16 protein-coding genes are annotated in these 16598 nt (G+C 52.4%); 4 read left to right on the forward strand and 12 right to left on the reverse strand.

Annotated elements, in window-relative coordinates; genetic code table 11:
- The first annotated feature begins 12 nt into the window (after positions 1-12).
- From nagK to ACTJJI_RS04580, 3 genes are all read left to right on the forward strand, one after another.
- Entirely contained in the window at positions 13-924 is a 912-nt protein-coding gene (nagK, locus tag ACTJJI_RS04570; protein WP_014831467.1) for an N-acetylglucosamine kinase, read from the forward strand.
- 15 nt (positions 925-939) lie between these two features.
- Entirely contained in the window at positions 940-1761 is an 822-nt protein-coding gene (cobB, locus tag ACTJJI_RS04575) for a Sir2 family NAD+-dependent deacetylase (RefSeq protein ID WP_440653186.1), read from the forward strand.
- Between the two features lie 226 nt (positions 1762-1987).
- Positions 1988-3217, forward strand: a complete 1230-nt coding sequence (locus tag ACTJJI_RS04580; protein WP_046888569.1) for an EAL and HDOD domain-containing protein — start codon at positions 1988-1990, stop codon at positions 3215-3217.
- 43 nt (positions 3218-3260) lie between these two features.
- Here ACTJJI_RS04580 and potD read toward each other — a convergent pair whose 3' ends face one another.
- The 4 genes from potD to potA are packed head-to-tail and all read right to left on the reverse strand — an operon-like array spanning position 3261 to position 7039.
- Positions 3261-4295: a spermidine/putrescine ABC transporter substrate-binding protein PotD gene (gene potD / locus ACTJJI_RS04585; RefSeq protein ID WP_046888568.1), complete on the reverse strand. Its 1035-nt coding sequence runs from the start codon at positions 4293-4295 to the stop codon at positions 3261-3263.
- Positions 4292-5083, reverse strand: coding sequence for a spermidine/putrescine ABC transporter permease PotC (gene potC, locus ACTJJI_RS04590; protein ID WP_046888567.1), 792 nt, complete (start codon positions 5081-5083; stop codon positions 4292-4294). Before potC ends, potD begins: the two co-directional genes overlap by 4 nt.
- A complete protein-coding gene (gene potB / locus ACTJJI_RS04595; RefSeq protein ID WP_013097090.1) occupies positions 5080-5937 on the reverse strand; it encodes a spermidine/putrescine ABC transporter permease PotB in 858 nt (285 codons plus the stop codon). The genes potC and potB overlap by 4 nt, the downstream gene beginning before the upstream one ends.
- A complete protein-coding gene (gene potA, locus ACTJJI_RS04600) occupies positions 5921-7039 on the reverse strand; it encodes a spermidine/putrescine ABC transporter ATP-binding protein PotA (RefSeq protein WP_046888566.1) in 1119 nt (372 codons plus the stop codon). The genes potB and potA overlap by 17 nt, the downstream gene beginning before the upstream one ends.
- 267 nt (positions 7040-7306) lie before the next feature.
- Here potA and pepT point away from each other — a divergent pair, with 267 nt between their 5' ends.
- Complete coding sequence (gene pepT / locus ACTJJI_RS04605; RefSeq protein WP_046888565.1) at positions 7307-8530, forward strand: peptidase T; 1224 nt, start codon at positions 7307-7309, stop codon at positions 8528-8530.
- 89 nt (positions 8531-8619) lie between these two features.
- On the opposite strand, the gene ACTJJI_RS04610 is transcribed toward pepT, so the two are convergent.
- The 8 genes from ACTJJI_RS04610 to ACTJJI_RS04645 all read right to left on the reverse strand — a co-directional run bounded on the left by ACTJJI_RS04610 (position 8620) and on the right by ACTJJI_RS04645 (position 16196).
- A complete protein-coding gene (locus tag ACTJJI_RS04610) occupies positions 8620-9741 on the reverse strand; it encodes a ribosomal protein uL16 3-hydroxylase (RefSeq protein WP_014831472.1) in 1122 nt (373 codons plus the stop codon).
- Positions 9742-9832: 91 nt separating this feature from the next.
- On the reverse strand, positions 9833-11296 hold the full coding sequence (gene phoQ, locus ACTJJI_RS04615) for a two-component system sensor histidine kinase PhoQ (RefSeq protein WP_014831473.1): 1464 nt from the start codon (positions 11294-11296) through the stop codon (positions 9833-9835).
- Positions 11297-11968: a two-component system response regulator PhoP gene (gene phoP, locus ACTJJI_RS04620; RefSeq protein ID WP_014831474.1), complete on the reverse strand. Its 672-nt coding sequence runs from the start codon at positions 11966-11968 to the stop codon at positions 11297-11299. It abuts the gene before it with no gap.
- Positions 11969-12040: 72 nt separating this feature from the next.
- Positions 12041-13327: an Arm DNA-binding domain-containing protein gene (locus ACTJJI_RS04625; protein WP_440653542.1), complete on the reverse strand. Its 1287-nt coding sequence runs from the start codon at positions 13325-13327 to the stop codon at positions 12041-12043.
- Entirely contained in the window at positions 13327-13542 is a 216-nt protein-coding gene (gene xisR / locus ACTJJI_RS04630) for an excisionase family protein (RefSeq protein WP_010429804.1), read from the reverse strand. The genes ACTJJI_RS04625 and xisR overlap by 1 nt, the downstream gene beginning before the upstream one ends.
- Positions 13543-13603: 61 nt before the next feature.
- The gene (locus ACTJJI_RS04635; protein ID WP_010429806.1) at positions 13604-13843 is read right to left on the reverse strand and encodes a DUF4060 family protein; all 240 of its coding nucleotides are present in this window, start codon (positions 13841-13843) and stop codon (positions 13604-13606) included.
- Positions 13830-15701, reverse strand: a complete 1872-nt coding sequence (locus ACTJJI_RS04640; protein WP_440653192.1) for an exodeoxyribonuclease VIII — start codon at positions 15699-15701, stop codon at positions 13830-13832. Before ACTJJI_RS04640 ends, ACTJJI_RS04635 begins: the two co-directional genes overlap by 14 nt.
- Before the next feature lie 222 nt (positions 15702-15923).
- Positions 15924-16196, reverse strand: a complete 273-nt coding sequence (locus ACTJJI_RS04645; protein WP_440653194.1) for a hypothetical protein — start codon at positions 16194-16196, stop codon at positions 15924-15926.
- Positions 16197-16598: the final 402 nt, after the last annotated feature.

The following is a 16598-nucleotide window of genomic DNA, read 5'->3' on the forward strand; positions in this document are numbered from 1 at the left end:
GAGGAATGCGTTATGTATTACGGATTTGATATTGGCGGCACCAAAATTGCGCTCGGCGCGTTTGATAACGATCTCAAACTGCAGTGGGAAACCCGCGTTCCCACGCCGCGCGAAAGCTACGATGCATTTTTAACCGCCATTGCCGCGCTGGTGGCGCAGGCCGATGAACGCTTTGGTGTGAAAGGCAGCGTCGGCATTGGTATTCCAGGTATGCCTGAAACCGACGATGGCACGCTGTATGCCGCTAATGTTCCTGCTGCCAGCGGCAAACCGCTGCGCGCCGATCTCTCTGCTCTCCTTGAACGCGACGTGCGTTTAGACAACGATGCCAACTGCTTTGCGCTCTCTGAAGCCTGGGATGATGAATTCCGTCAATATCCTCTGGTGATGGGACTGATTCTCGGCACCGGCGTCGGCGGGGGAATTGTCATCAACGGCAAGCCCATCACCGGCCGCAGCTATATCACCGGAGAGTTTGGTCATATCCGTTTGCCGGTGGATGCGCTTGAGGTCGTGGGACGTGATTTCCCGCTTACCCGCTGTGGCTGTGGTCAGCATGGCTGTATTGAGAACTACCTGTCAGGTCGCGGGTTTGCATGGCTTTACGAACACTTCTATCATCAGAAACTTGAGGCCCCTCAGATCATTACCCGGTGGGAGCAAGGCGATGCGCAGGCGCGAGAGCACGTTGAACGTTATCTCGATCTGCTGGCGGTGTGTCTGGGGAATATCCTGACCATCGTTGATCCGGATCTGCTGGTGATTGGGGGCGGGTTATCAAACTTTACCGCGATAACGGAACAGCTGTCGGGGCGTCTGCCCCGACATCTGTTGCCAGTCGCCCGCGTGCCGCGTATCGAACGCGCACGGCACGGGGACGCAGGAGGCATGCGCGGAGCCGCATTCCTTCATCTCACCGACTAGTTTACGAGGGTTACTATGCTGTCGCGTCGCCAGGGTCGACTCAGCCGTTTTCGCAAAAATAAACGCCGCTTACGTGAGCGCTTGCGTCAGCGGATCTTTTTCAGAGACAGAATGATGCCAGAAGCGATGGATAAACCCAGAGTGGTGGTGCTGACCGGGGCGGGGATCTCTGCCGAGTCCGGTATTCGAACCTTCCGCGCCGCGGACGGGTTGTGGGAAGAGCACCGTGTGGAGGATGTGGCGACACCAGAAGGCTTCGCCCGTGACCCGGATCTTGTGCAGGCATTTTACAATGCCCGCCGTCGTCAGCTTCAGCAGCCAGAAATAGCGCCTAATCCGGCGCACCTGGCGCTGGCGAAGCTGGAGGAGGCGCTGGGGGATCGTTTTCTGCTGGTTACGCAGAATATCGATAACCTGCACGAGCGAGCCGGCAACAAAAACATCATCCACATGCACGGCGAGCTACTCAAGGTGCGCTGTGCATGGAGCGGCCAGGTGCTGGACTGGAAAGAGGACGTCCTGCCTGAGGATAAATGTCACTGCTGCCAGTTCCCTGCGCGTCTGCGTCCGCATGTGGTCTGGTTTGGCGAAATGCCGCTGGGGATGGATGAGATATACAGCGCGCTGGCGATGGCGGATGTGTTTATCGCCATCGGTACGTCAGGGCATGTCTATCCGGCGGCGGGGTTTGTTCACGAAGCGCGCCTGCACGGCGCACATACCGTAGAGCTGAACCTTGAGCCGAGCCTGGTGGGAAGTGAGTTTGAAGAGAAACATTACGGGTTGGCAAGCGAGGTCGTACCGGAGTTTGTTGATAAGCTGCTGAAAGGTCTGTAATAGCAATAATGTGATAAGGCACCTGTTAAACGGGTGCCTTTTTCGTTTATGCATGCGTCCGCTGAAATTACCATTAACGGTGATTACGGAACAAAATATAAGTCCTGTTAATTAGTGTGGATGCTATTATTTTGTGCATTCAATCAAAATAGTGCTTAATAATGCTCCTTATCGTAGTGTAGAAAGAGGATGCTAATAAATATAACGTCGATAAGGAGGATGGGATATGTACGGATTTATTGCGAGACAACCCATTTTTAACCCGGATATGAATACGGTGGCTTATGAACTGCTTTTCAGGGATGGGATGGCAAACCGTTTTCCGGATGTATCGGCAGAATTTGCAACATCCAGAATGATCTCCGACCATTTTTTATGTGTCCCGTCCCGGCGTATCGCCGGGGCACAGACGTCGTTTATCAACTTTCCGTCCAGAATGGTCATCGATCGCAGCGGTGAAGCGCTGGACAAGGAGAGCGTCGTTATCGAGATCCTTGAAGATGCGGTTCCCGGTGAGGCGTTATTGCAGGCCGTTAAAGAGATGAGTGAGCACGGGTATCGCTTTGCGCTTGATGATTTCACCCTCGCGCCGGAATGGGATCGCTTTTTGCCCTATATTTCTATTCTCAAATTTGATGTCAGGAATTATACCTTAGCGCAAATTCAGGATTATCTAAAAGCGCGTAAAGACCTGACCCGCCATATAAAGTATCTCGCTGAAAAAGTTGAGACTAAAGAGGAATTCAAACACTATCGCGAGGCAGGTTTTTCGCTTTTTCAGGGTTACTTTTTCTGCCGTCCTGAAGTGATTAAATATAAGCGCTTATCGCAAAATCAACTGGCGATTTTCCGCCTGCAGATGGAAGTGGGGCGGAATAAACCTGATTTTCGGATAATTGAGTCGTTAATAAAAACCGACCTCACGTTGTCCTATAAAATCATGCGTTATATGAAACATACGGCGTTTAAACACGTCGGTGTCTGCAATTTTAGCAAATTAACGCTCAGCGAAGTGCTCCGCTATCTCGGGGAAAATCAGCTGCGACGCTTTGTTGCGGTGGTGGTGCTGGCCACTGCCGGCAATGACACCGTCGACGAACTTTATCCTCTGAGTATGATGCGGGGTAAATTCTGTGAGCTGATTGCAGAGAAGATGCATGAGCCGGGGCTGGCGGAGAATGCGTTTATGTGTGGCCTGTTCTCTCTGCTCGATACCCTGCTTGAATTGCCAATGGCGGAGTTGATGAAACAAATTGCGGTGCCTCAGGCTGTCAGCCATGCCCTGTGTCATCAGGAAGGCATGTTAGCCGACATGGTGGCGCTGTGTCGCTACTATGAACAGCAGGAGTGGGGTGAGGCGGCCAGGATGGCTAAGGGGCTGGGACTGTCGGATGACGAGGTCGTCGATGCCATGAGAACGGCGACGATCTGGGCGGGGGAAAATGCGGCGGGTTAACGCTCCTCACGACGTGGCGACGTGAGGAGCCAGGCTGCGGCGCTTATCGGCCGGCTTTTAATTTCTGGTAATACTCTTCATAAAGGCGGCTCGCATCGCCGACGTCGTTTTGCCATTCACCTTTACTGATGGTGTCGGCATCCGGATAGAGCGACTTATCGTTGGCCACGTCAGGCTTCAACAGCTTACGGGCGGCCAGGTTTGGCGTCGGGTAGCCGATGGTCTCGGCAACCTGCTTCGCCACGTCCGGGCGTAACAGGAAGTTAATGAGCTTCAGGGCACCGTCAACGTTTTTCGCATTCGCAGGAATAGCCAGGCTGTCCATCCAGAAGATGCCGCCTTCTTTTGGCCAGACAACCTCCAGCGGCGTACCGGCCTGACGGGCAACCCAGGCAGAGCCGTTCCATACCATGCCGAGATTCACTTCACCTTCCATATACGGGTTCGCCGGGTTATCGGAGTTGAACGCCGCCACGTTCGGCATCAGTTTTTTCAGCTCGTTATAGGCCGCCTCAATCTCTTTCGGGTCCGTTGTGTTGCCCGAGTAACCCAGCTTGCGCAGCGCCACCTGGAACACTTCACGGGCATCGTCGGTTAACAGCAGGCTGCCTTTGTATTCAGGCTTCCACAGATCGGCCCACTGGGTCACGGTTTTAGGATCGAGTGCTTCGCTGTTAACGCCGATGGCGGTCGCACCCCAGATGTACGGAATGGAGTAGTCGTTGTTCGGATCGAACGGTTTATTGAGCATCTGCGGATCGAGGTTGTTGAAGTTGGTCAGCTTCGACTTGTCGATCTTCTGGATCATGCCCTCTTTACGCATCTTGTCGACGAAGTAGGTCGATGGCACCACCAGATCGTACGCGCCGTCCTTGTACGTTTTAAGCTTGGCGTACATGGTTTCATTGGACTCGTAGGTGGAGTAGATAACCTTAATGCCCGTCTCTTTGGTGAACTGCTCCAGCAGACCCGGCGGCACATACTCAGTCCAGTTATAGAAGTAGAGTGTTTTGCTGTCATCAGCGTGCGCGACGCCCATTCCGAGCACCAGTGCCGCAGCGGCAAGCATTTTTTTCATTTCATTGTCCCCTGAGATTTTGTTTTATCACGAGCAATAATCTGGCTGGCAATCACCAGTACCAGTGAGAACACCAACAGTATGGTCGCCAGCGCGTTCACCTCTGGCGAGACGCCGACTTTCACCATCGAATAGATTTTCAACGGCAGAATTTCATAGCTCGGCCCGGTCACGAAAGAGGAGACCACAACGTCATCCATCGACAGGGTGAAGCTGAGCAGCCACCCGGCCGCGACGGCGGGCATGGCCAGCGGCAGGATAATTTTGCGCAAAATGGTCATCTCGCTGGCACCGAGATCTTTCGCGGCCTCCAGCATACGCACATCAAAGCCTTTCAGGCGTGCAAAGACCGTCACCACCACAAACGGTAGGCAGAAGGTGATATGGGAAAACAGCAGCGACCAGAAGCCGAGCTGGACACCCAGCAGCATAAACAGCACCAGCAGAGAAATCGCCATGACGATATCCGGTGACATCATCACCACAAACAGCATGCCGCTGACGAACGGTTTGCCGCGAAAGCGATAGCGGTACAGCGCCACGGCGGTGAGCGAACCAATCAGCGTGGCGAAGGTTGCGGAAAAAATCGCCATGGTTAATGAGTGCTGCGCGGCCTGTAGCAGGCTGTCGTTGTTCATCAGCAGGCTGTACCAATTGGTGGTAAAGCCCTGCCAGTTGATCCCGAAGCGTGAGCTGTTAAACGAGTTCACGATCAAAATGATAATCGGGATATACAGGTAAGCATAAATGGCGGTCATAAAACCGCCGCGAAGCAGTCGACCGATCATTCGAGTTCAACCTTCTTATTCAGCAATCGCGAAGCGCGCCAGTAAACCAGCAGCATCAGACCCATCACCACCGTCAGCGTAATGCTGGTGGCGGAGCCGAATGGCCAGTCGCGAATGTTCAGGAACTGGCTCTTAATCACATTGCCGATCAGCAGGTTTTTCGCGCCGCCCATCAGGTCAGAAACATAGAACAAGCCCATGGCCGGGAGCATCACCAGCAGACAGCCCGCGATAATGCCGGGCATCGTCAGCGGAATGATGATGCGGATAAAGGTCTGCAGCTTATTCGCCCCCAGATCTTTCGCCGCTTCCAGCAGCGGTTTGTCCAGCTTCTCAATGCTGGAGTAGAGCGGCATCACCATAAACGGCAGCAGGATATAGACCAGACCAATAATCACCGCGCCAGGCGTAAACATAATGCGGATTGGCGTATCAATCACCCCCAGCCACAGCAGAAACTCGTTGAGATAGCCTTTGGTGCTGAGGAAGATTTTCAGCCCGTAGATGCGGATTAAGGAGTTGGTCCAGAAGGGAACAATCAGTAAAAAGAGCAGCAGCGGGCGGATTTTTTGCGGCAGACGCGCCAGGAACCACGCGAAGGGATACCCCAGCACCAGGCAGGCAACGGTGGCGATCAACGCCATATTCAGCGAGTGCAGCAGCACATCAAAATAGAGCGGATCGAGCAGGCGCGAGTAGTTATCCAGCGTAAAGACCAGCGCCACGAAGTGGGCATCGTCGCGGGTCAGGAAGCTGGTGGCAATGATCATCAGGTTGGGTAAAAAGACAAACAACACAAGCCAACCGACGATCGTGGCAATCACCACATTCTGGAATTTACTTGTGTTCTTCATCAGCCAGCACAACCTCCCAGCTTTCTACCCAGTTAATCACCATTTTTTGATCGAGCGAATGATCGAAGTCCGGGTCGTCCTCGTTAAAGAACTCGCTGACCATCACCATCTTACCGTTTTCCAGTTCGACAACGGATTCCAGCGTCATCCCCTTGTAATTTCGCTCGCGGATATAGCCGATCAATCCTTCGGCTTGCGCATTGCCGTGGATCTCCTCGACGCGCAGATCTTCCGGGCGTAACAGCACGTTGAGCTTTTGTCCCTTCTCAACGGCAAAGTTAACGGTGATATTGCACTCGCGGCCTTCGACATTCGCCCGAACGCGCTGCTCATCCAGACGCTCGATAACCGTGGCGTTGAAGATATTGATCTCGCCAATGAAGCTGGCCACAAACAGGTTTTTCGGCTCTTCGTAAATTTCACGCGGCGTGCCGTCCTGCTCGATTTTGCCATCGCGCATCACCACGATACGGTCGGACATGGTGAGTGCCTCTTCCTGGTCGTGAGTGACAAAGACGAAGGTAATGCCCAGCTTACGCTGCAGGGCCTTAAGCTCGTTCTGCATCTGCTTGCGCAGTTTGTAGTCCAGCGCGGAGAGGGACTCATCCAGCAGAAGCAGACGCGGTTTGTTGACCACCGCACGGGCGATGGCCACACGTTGCTGTTGGCCACCAGACAGCTGATGCGGTTTGCGCTGAGCAAACTCCTCCAACTGAACCATTCGCAGCGCTTCTGTTACGCGCGGCGGGATCTCGCTGGTCGGTGTTTTTTGCATCCGCAGGCCAAACGCGACGTTTTCAAACACGGTCATGTGCGGGAATAAAGCATAGCTCTGAAAGACGGTATTAACGTGACGATCTTCGGCGGGGACCTGAGTAATGTCCTGCTTTTCAAGGTGGATATGGCCGCTATCGACGCTTTCCAGCCCGGCGATAAGGCGCAGTACGGTTGTCTTGCCGCAGCCAGAAGGGCCAAGCAGCGTGAGGAACTCACCATCATTGATGGTCAGGTTGAGGTCGGAAATGACATCTTTACCATCAAAACTTTTACGAATTCGTTCCAGTTGCACCAGCGGTGAACGTGAACGGGATTGAGTATTCAATTTTTGCGCTGTCCCATATAGACGCTCCGGGCAGCAGACCGAAGCGGGGTTTGTGTGTAACCACCTTGGTGACTCGTAATGAGGGCGGACATTCTACGGCAAACCACGGGAATCGCCAATCCTTGTCACTGATTCATAAGCTACATTTACTGACGTACAACGATATAAACGTAATATATTCTCGTTTGCGGGATAAAAGTGACCTGACGCAATATTTGCGTTTTGATGCTTATTGATAATGTTGTCACAAAAAGTGAGGGTGACTGCATGGATAAATTACTTGAGCGTTTTTTACAGTACGTTTCGCTGGATACCCAATCTAAACCGGGTGTCCGCCAGGTGCCAAGCACCGAAGGCCAGTGGAAGTTATTAAATCTGCTCAAAGAGCAGCTTGAGGCCATGGGGCTGGTCAATGTCACCCTGAGCGAAAAAGGCACTGTGATGGGCACGCTGCCTGCCAACGTCTCCGGCGATATTCCGGCGATTGGCTTTATCTCCCATGTCGACACCTCTCCGGATTTTAGCGGTAAACATGTTAATCCGCAGATTGTGGAAAACTACCGTGGCGGTGACATTGCGCTGGGAATTGGTGACGAAGTGCTCTCGCCGGTGATGTTCCCGGTGCTGCACCAGCTGCTGGGGCAGACGCTGATCACCACGGATGGCAAAACGCTGCTGGGGGCGGATGACAAAGCGGGTATCGCGGAGATCATGACGGCACTGGCGGTGCTGAAAGGAAAAAATATTCCACACGGTGATATCCGTGTGGCCTTTACGCCGGATGAAGAGGTGGGCAAGGGGGCGAAACATTTTGATGTCGAGGCCTTTAACGCGCAGTGGGCCTATACCGTTGACGGCGGTGGCGTGGGCGAACTGGAATTTGAAAACTTCAATGCCGCGTCCGTGACCATCAAAATTGTGGGTAACAATGTCCATCCCGGCTCCGCCAAAGGTGTGATGGTAAATGCGCTGTCGCTGGCATCCCGTATTCATGCGGAAGTCCCGGCGGATGAGAGCCCGGAGCAGACCGAAGGTTATGAAGGTTTTTATCACCTGACCAGCATCAAAGGCACGGTGGACAGCGCGCAGATGCACTACATCGTGCGTGACTTTGACCGTAAAGCGTTCGAAGCGCGCAAGCGTAAGATGATGGAAATCGCGAAGAAGGTGGGTAAGGGGCTGCACCCGGACTGCTATATTGAGCTGATTATTGAAGACAGCTACTACAATATGCGCGAGAAGGTGATGGAGCATCCCCATATCCTGGATATCGCGCAGCAGGCCATGCGCGACTGCGATATTGAACCGGTGCTGAAGCCGATTCGCGGCGGCACCGACGGTTCGCAACTGTCCTTCATGGGATTGCCGTGCCCGAATCTCTTTACCGGGGGATACAACTACCACGGTAAGCATGAATTTGTGACGCTGGAAGGAATGGAAAAAGCGGTGAAGGTGATTGTGCGGATTGCGGAGTTAACCGCGAAGCGTTAAGACATCGCCCGGTGGCGCTTCGCTTACCGGGCCTACGGGAACAGGTAGGCCGGGTAAGGCGTAGCCGCCACCCGGCAATACATTACAACTCAGTCCTCAAAGAACCAATACCCGCTGTTCACTAGTGCGGCAAGCATGGCGAGGAAAGAGGGATCTTCCAGGGCGTCGCCAAAGGTATCGGCAGTCAGTACCAGATGGCTGGCGATGGCTTCCAGCGCCGGGCGATGCGGAGAATCCAGCTTCTCGCCGTTGACGAAGACATCTTCACCGATGCGCAGCACGCGTAACCCACCCAGGCGAACCAGCTTGTCACCCTGCTGCAGCGCATCATAAATCTCGTCGGCCTGGTATGGCGGCTCCGGAGGCGCCACATCCAGCTCGTGACGTGACTGGCTGATAAACTCACCAAACCACTGTCTGAAATGTTCCGGCTCGTTGATCAGATCCAGCATCATGCCGCGCAGCTTATCCAGCTCTGCTGGCAGAATGTCTGCCGGATGCTCGCGGGAAGGCACATCCGGATCGCTGTAGCGATGGCTGCCCAGCTCGCGTTGCAGAACGTAATCGGCAAAACCGCTGATCATCTCGCGACCGCTTGGCGCGCGGAACCCGACGGAGTAGTTGAGGGAGTTTTCCAGCGAGTAGCCTTCATGCGGGAATCCCGGCGGGATATAAAGAATATCACCCGGCTCCAGCTCTTCGTCGATGATCCCGTCAAACGGATCTACCTGAAGCAGGTCAGGATGCGGGCAGTGCTGTTTCATTGGCACTTTTTCACCCACGCGCCAGCGGCGGCGGCCGGTCCCCTGAATGATAAACACATCGTACTGATCCAGATGCGGGCCAACGCCGCCCCCTGGCACGGAGAAGGAGATCATCAGATCGTCCATTCGCCAGTCGGGCAGGGCGCGGAACGGGCGCATTAAGGCTGCCGTCGGCTCGTGCCAGTGGTTGACTGCCTGCACCAGCAATGACCAGTTATTTTCACCGAGGTGATCGTAGCTTTCGAAAGGACCGTGGCTGACCTGCCATTTTCCATCCTGGTGGCTCACCAGGCGGCTGTCGACTTCGTTTTCCATGGCCAGGCCGGCCAGTTCGTCAGGCGAGATAGGGTCGACAAAATTGCTGAACCCGCGCTTAAGAACCACCGGGCGTTTCTGCCAGTAACGTTCAATAAACTCGGGCCAGTTCAGTGCTAAGTGATAATCCATATTTTTTTATTCCGCAGGCTCTTACTGAGTCGGATTATAACGGAAGCGCAGGAGCCTGGGTGCGAGATCCGCGCATTTTTCACATAACGGGCTAACTATCGTTCGATGTGGGCTGCTGACGGCCAAAAATCACTTCCATTCTGGCACCGCCAAGCAAACTTTCACCGGTTTCGATTTTGCCATCGTACTGGTCGACAATCTCACGAGCGACTGATAACCCTACACCCTGACCGGGACGCAGTGTATCCGCACGCTGACCGCGATCAAACACCACGTCACGTTTGTTGCGCGGGATCCCCGGGCCATCGTCCTCAACAATGATGTGCAACTCGTTGTCCGTCTGACGGGCGGAGACCTCCACGAACTCCAGACAATATTTACAGGCGTTATCGAGCAGGTTACCCATCACCTCCATGAAATCATTCTTTTCGCCGACGAAACTGATTTCAGGAGAGATATCGAGACTGATGTTCACCCCTTTACGCTGATACACCTTATTCAGCGCAGAGGTCAGGTTATCCAGTAGCGGTGCCACAGGGTGCAGTTCCCGGCTCAACAGGGCGCTGCCGGCACGCATACTGGCGCGATGGAGATAATAGCCAATTTGCTGCGAAATACGGCTGATTTGCTCCAGCATTACCGGCTCGGCTTCATCGACGCTCATCCTGGAACTGCGCATGGAGCGCAGGGTGCTTTGCATCACGGCCAGCGGGGTCTTCAGGCTGTGAGTGAGATCAGTCAGCGTGGTGCGGTATTTATCGTAGCGTTCGCGTTCACTTTTCAGCAGACGGTTGAGGTTACGCACCAGGCTCGTTAACTCGCGCGTGGTCTCCGGGTTGAGCTTCTCACGGTGATGCTCCTCCAGCTCGCGGACCTCTTTCGCCAGTGATTCTATCGGGCGCAAACTCCACCAGGCGGCAATCCACAGCAGCGGTATGACCAGCAGCAAATTGGCGGCCAGTACATACACGAACCAGCCCCAGACCCGATAAGAGCGTTTAAGCTCGACGGGGATGGTATCCACCACCACGATGGTGAGCTGAGGCATATTGGTGGTGGCGGGATAAAGATTGATGGCGACGGAGTGGGTCATCTCCGTCTCGGCGTCATCGGCGCGGATCTCATTGAGCTTTTTCTGCAGAGAGCGATCTTCTCGCAGCAAGGTGCTGGTGGTATTCAGGTCGGCTTCGATTTCATGAAATCCATTGGTTTTCAGCCATTCCGGACGAATACGTTTCACCAGCCATGGCACATCACGCTGCGCCCACAGCAGTTTCCCTTTTTCATTGTAAATCAGTGCCATCGTCGGGCTTTGCTGATTCAGGTTTTCCGGCATTTCGACGGTGATCTTGTTGTTTTCCCATCTGGCCAGGGTATAAAACAGGTTACTTTCACCGCGCAATAGTCGAAACGTTGTTTTATCAAAGCTGACGCTATAACCGACCAGCGCCACCATGCCATAAGAGAGCGATAGCACCAGCACAACGGCTGCCGTGGCCAGCAAAAAGCGAACCCGCAGCGAAAGGGGCAGAAAGTGCCGCAAAATTCGTTTCATTTAGCGTAATTCGAACAGGTAGCCCTGACCACGTACGGTAGTGATCACATCCTGCGGGTACTGCGCCTGGATTTTCTTACGCAAACGTCCCATCAGCACATCAATGGTGTGGCTCTCACGCAGTTCGGCATCCGGATAAAGCTGGAGCATTAAGGAATCTTTGCTGACCACTTTGCCGTTATTACGGATCAGCGTTTCCATGATGGTGTATTCGAAGGCCGTCAGCTTGATCACTTCGTTGTTGATGGAGAATTCACGGCGAGAGAGATCCACCTGGAATGGCGGAAGGGAAATAACCTGTGAGGCCAGTCCGCTGTTGCGGCGTAACAGCGCCTGCATACGCGCGGCCACTTCTTCAATATGAAACGGTTTGGTGACGTAATCATCGGCACCCGCGCTGAGCACTTCAACTTTGTCCTGCCAGCCTTCACGGGCGGTCAGTACCAGTACCGGAAGGGAGACGTCATGGCTGCGCCAGCGGCGAATTAACGACAGCCCGTCTTCGTCAGGTAACCCGAGGTCAACGATGGCGATATCCGGCAGATGTTCATTGAGATAATAATCGGCTTCTTTTGCATCTTCAGCATCGTCCACCTGATGTCCCATCTCCTGAAGCTGTACCTTCAGGTGATGACGTAGCAATGCGTTATCCTCAACAACCAGTACGCGCATCATCTTTCTCCCAGAGTTAATAGTATGAATAGTTTAACGCTGATTATGTAGTTTGAAACCAGCGTCATGAAATTAAATGACTTTTTTAATGCTACCAGTGCCTTGGGGGCGTCTTGGGGGCATAGCTGTCGGCATCTGATTGTTCAGCATGTTGACCTGATCCTGGTTCATATCTCCAATCCACTTCGAGTAAACCTCGTACACCATACGTGCATCCTCATGGCCCATCTGGCTGGCGATAAAGGAAGGGTTAGCACCGGCCATAAGTGTCCAGCAGGCGTATGTGTGTCGCGACTGATAGGGATTTCTTTCACGTATACCGGAAAGTTTAGTGCCCCGTTTCCATCCATACGAAATCGAGTTTTTGGAAAGATACCGGTTCTTGCCCGACGCACACCTCTCAGGAGAAAAAACGAAACGTAGATTCTGCGTTTCGGTTTTGCCAAGCTCCCGATGATGGAAGATGATTTGCTGCCTGGGACTATTGCCGGTGATTTCGTACTGCTCCTTCAACGCATCAAGGGCAGGTTTCAGCAGAGTTATCGTTCTTATCCCGGCATCAGTTTTGGGCGGCACAAACAACCCTTTATTCGTTAAGCTTCTGGAAACGTGAATTTCACCTTTCTTCAGGTCGATATCCTCCCATGCCAGAGCACAAACCTCACCTGGCCTCATTCCTGTATGGACAGACACAATAATGATTAAAACCCACTTGCGAGGGAGGAGAGCAATTAACGCATGATACTCATGAAGTAAAAGCGGATCAGGATCTGCCTTTGATAGCTTGAACCTCGATACTCCCTCATAAGGAGCGTGTAATATAAACTGGCTTCTGTTCGCAAGCTTCAGCATTTCTGAAAAAACCGCCATCTGTTTATTGACTGTTGAGGGCGCGCGTCCCTTTTTAACCAGATTAGGCATTGAAGGGTTTAATACACTGCCGGTCAGCAGCTCTTTACGGTAATTCAGAATGTCGGCGTGCTGAATATCAGCCAGGGGAGTATTTTCTCCCACCACGCGCTTCAGGGTGTTAACTGCAGATGTGAGAGAGTGCAGTGTTGCCCCTGACACCTCCAGCGCTTTTGTATCAATGAAAAAATCGCTCAGCTCTTTAAAAGTCGTGATCCGCTTAGTTGATGAGAATTTTTTAAGGGACTTCGATTCAGGGAAGCGCGCCGCGTAATCGAACTGGCCGAACTGGATCTCACTCACGATGACGGCGCGAAGGTTTCCAGCCTTCTTGATGTTGCTGCTGTTAACCACCCAGCCACGGAGAACTTCGCGGCAGCGAATGCCGCGATAGGTAAACGTGATCCTGATTTTTCCGTTATGAAGTTCAACGCCGGTTGGAAAGTTCATCATGCTTCCTGAATAAATCTATTGATCAGCGGGAAGTTGTACCAGACCAAAGCGCGTTTGCTTTCTCCACCGGGCACCGCGGGTACTCGCTTGAAATGAACCCCTTCAATCCAGCATCCGAGGCGATAAGCTTTTATTTGCCTGTCATCCAGCCCCGTTTTTTCAGTTAGCTTTCCCGCCACCATCCACTCTTCATCAAAAATGATTTGCGCCATGCTTAACTCCATGACGCCGCCACGATACCGCAGCGGCAGATAGTATATTGATTGTCAAAAATCACCGGCCAAGGCCAGGGAGGCACCGGAGATGCCTGGCACCGGTCATTGCCGTGGCCACGTAACTACGGGGGCGGTTAACAACCTCAACCGTAATTTTTCTCCCTTGGAACTTGATGGTGTAAAAAGTCTGCTTGTCGCTGCGACCATGCGCGCCATATTTCTCAAAATGGCATTTGAGCGCGGCGGCGCATGCTGGCCCGCCGATGCTGTCTCCCTTGCTACGGTTAATCAGACGCACAGGATCCTTCCTGATGGTTGATCACGCTGTGGGCAAGCCCGGCGGCCATAACCGGTAATTCTTCATACTGATTGCAATAAGCCGGGTTGGAACATAAGCCCTGCAGCGCTGCAATTGTCAGCTGTTGCAGGTAGGTAACAGACGAAAGCGGCGAGTATGTTTCAGGTGTTGGTTCGGACTCGATTGTCGGCTTTGCAGTAACGGTCGGTGGATCGAGCACGACATGTTTTGGCAACTCAGGGCGGCGGTATTCCACAATCGCATCAAGCGCTATTTTCTGACGAACGCTGATATCGTCAGACCACTGTTCAAGAATCGTAGTAGCAACGTCTTGTACTTCTTCATCACTGAAATAAGGCGACAGAGAGAATTCGGTTGTGGTGATATCTGCAATCAGTAACGGGAAAATATGCTCGATGTCTTTACCTGTGGTGGCGGTGAGATTTTCGATATCGTCCTGGTCACCGATGTTTGTGCGCCCGGACATCAGCTCGTTTAATGCATGGGCTATTTCAATCTCGCGAGCATTTAGCGCGGGAGGCACTTCCTGTTTTTCGACTTCATTTGAGGAGGTGGCGTTTATCAGAGTATCAACTGAGAAGACTCCACCGCCCAGATTCTCCACCCGCGGCTGATCACCAGCCTGCTTTTCAGGTGTGGGGTCCTGAGCGAATGCCTCGTTGAGTTCTTTGTCGAGTTGCGCAGCTTTGCCAGGGCAAACTGCTGGTGGCAGAGTTTCGCCCGGTAAAGACGGTTTGGTTTCATCATTTTGAGTCTCCTGCTTGATGTTGCCGCATGCGATATCAATTGTTTTCTGATCTGGTTTAGCATGATTAGATTCGACCAGGTTGCGGTTGATATAGGCACGCAGATCAACTGGTCTCAGGTAAAGGTCTTCCGGAGCAGTTTTAATCAGCGCGATAATGGCGGCGCGAGAGAAGTCCAGGATGCCTGGAGTGCCACGTAATTTATTCCACCAGGCAGAAAAGCGCGGATCTCTTCCCTCGCTTTCCATCTCTTTGGCGCGGCGCACAATTTCGGATGGAATGGCATAGATATCGAAATCCATAGCGGCCGAGAGAATGCCCAGTGCGGTTTCCAGACGGAGAGTTGCGAGATTATGCACCAGGTCAGGGCTGCGATCGGTAGGGGTATTACCGCCCAGGCTGGCTTCTGTGTCAGGTTTGATGTCGGTGGCAACAGGCTCCCGCTTTGCTGCCGGAGTGTCGATCCATTTAGTGATCCCTTTTTTTATATCAGGCCACTGCGTTGAGACCTTCATGGTTTTGCGAACCCACGCCAGTAATTCTTCCTGCCGCTCGCCGCTCAGGGCAAACACGCGAGGCTCCTTCACAAAAGCCTGGGCCAGTTCTCGCTGGAAGCAGCCATCGTCATCGTTATTTAAATCTACAACCTGACCGTATTGCGAATCAGTGATTTCCTCCACTGCGCCGAACAGGGAGAGGCATGCTGCGCGGGAGTCCTGATCAAGGTTGCGGACAATCTTCATACCCGCCGCAGTGCGTCCGGTTTCGTTATTATCGGTTTCTGGTTGCGGCGCAGCAGCTGGTTCACCTCGGTTGGTATTCCAGACAACGTGCTCACCAAAGAAATCAGAGCTAAACACATCAAGCTCAGGGCGGGGCAGATCTTCATGGTGCTCCCAGATTTTCACCTTAAAATAATCATCAATATGTTCAGGATGTTCAGCCGCCAGTTTGCCGAAAATGACGGCTTCAGCGATGGCTTTTGTTGCCGCATTAACTGCTGTGGCAAGCGGTTTTAAATCGGGGTGTTTTTTTAATGCTTTATCTTTTGGGAAGTAAGCACCACCAAATACTTTTGACTCAACAGACATAATAACCTCGTTTAATATTTGAAAAATGATGTTGAATGAATTGGCTTGCGGATGCCGCGCTTTACCTTTCTTAAAGCGTCACGCTTCTCTCTTTTTTCATTGCATTGCTCGCATAAATAAATCGTGCGCTTAAAGGGATATATGTCTGTTTTCCTTTCGTGCATTTTCGATTTTTTATATTCGTGGCAGCAAACAGCGCAATGACAAATGATGTCATCCATATCAATTAAGTTGTTGGCGCTTATGGTCGTAATAGGACAAACCACAGGAGTTCTGCGCTTCTGCGAATTTCACAGACAGCAAACTAACGTGTTTAACAGCGCAGGCAGGGCAATCGAACTCCCCGAGTACGTAGCCACCATCAATCACAACGGTAACAGGGCCGGAGGATGGCAAATGAACAACGCCAGAAATGGCTCCGTTAAAATTAAAGGTTGCAAGTTCTTTATTTACGATTGTCAATTTCATTCCTACGGTAGGAAGAGTTGCTTCCATTTTATGATCCTTAATTTAAGATGTGGAAATCCCTGCCGTTTAAGGCATCGATTTTTAACCACATATAATTAAATGGTAGTCAGCTTAATGCGTTTTTATCGACGCTATTAATATTCAGAGTTCAGGGTTGCCTTTTTGAGCCAGCAAATAACAAAGTTGTCGAAGTTTTATTTCAAACCAGTTAAGGCGGACTGCCTGTTGCCGTGATGGTTGACGATTAAAGTCAGTCATAATGAATCCCCTATGAAGGTTATTAACAGCCATCTACAATTTTCGATTGCCCACAACTGGAAGCGCACTCCGCCAACTAACAAACCAATCCCCATTAGTGAAAGGGTGGAATGTGCTTCCATGTGTGCGCCTGTCTTTTCATCACTTCAGGCTCGGTGGTATTCTGGTTGC

Origin of the sequence: Enterobacter sp. 22466 (genome assembly GCF_052044775.1) — a bacterium.
Lineage (GTDB): Bacteria > Pseudomonadota > Gammaproteobacteria > Enterobacterales > Enterobacteriaceae > Enterobacter > Enterobacter dissolvens.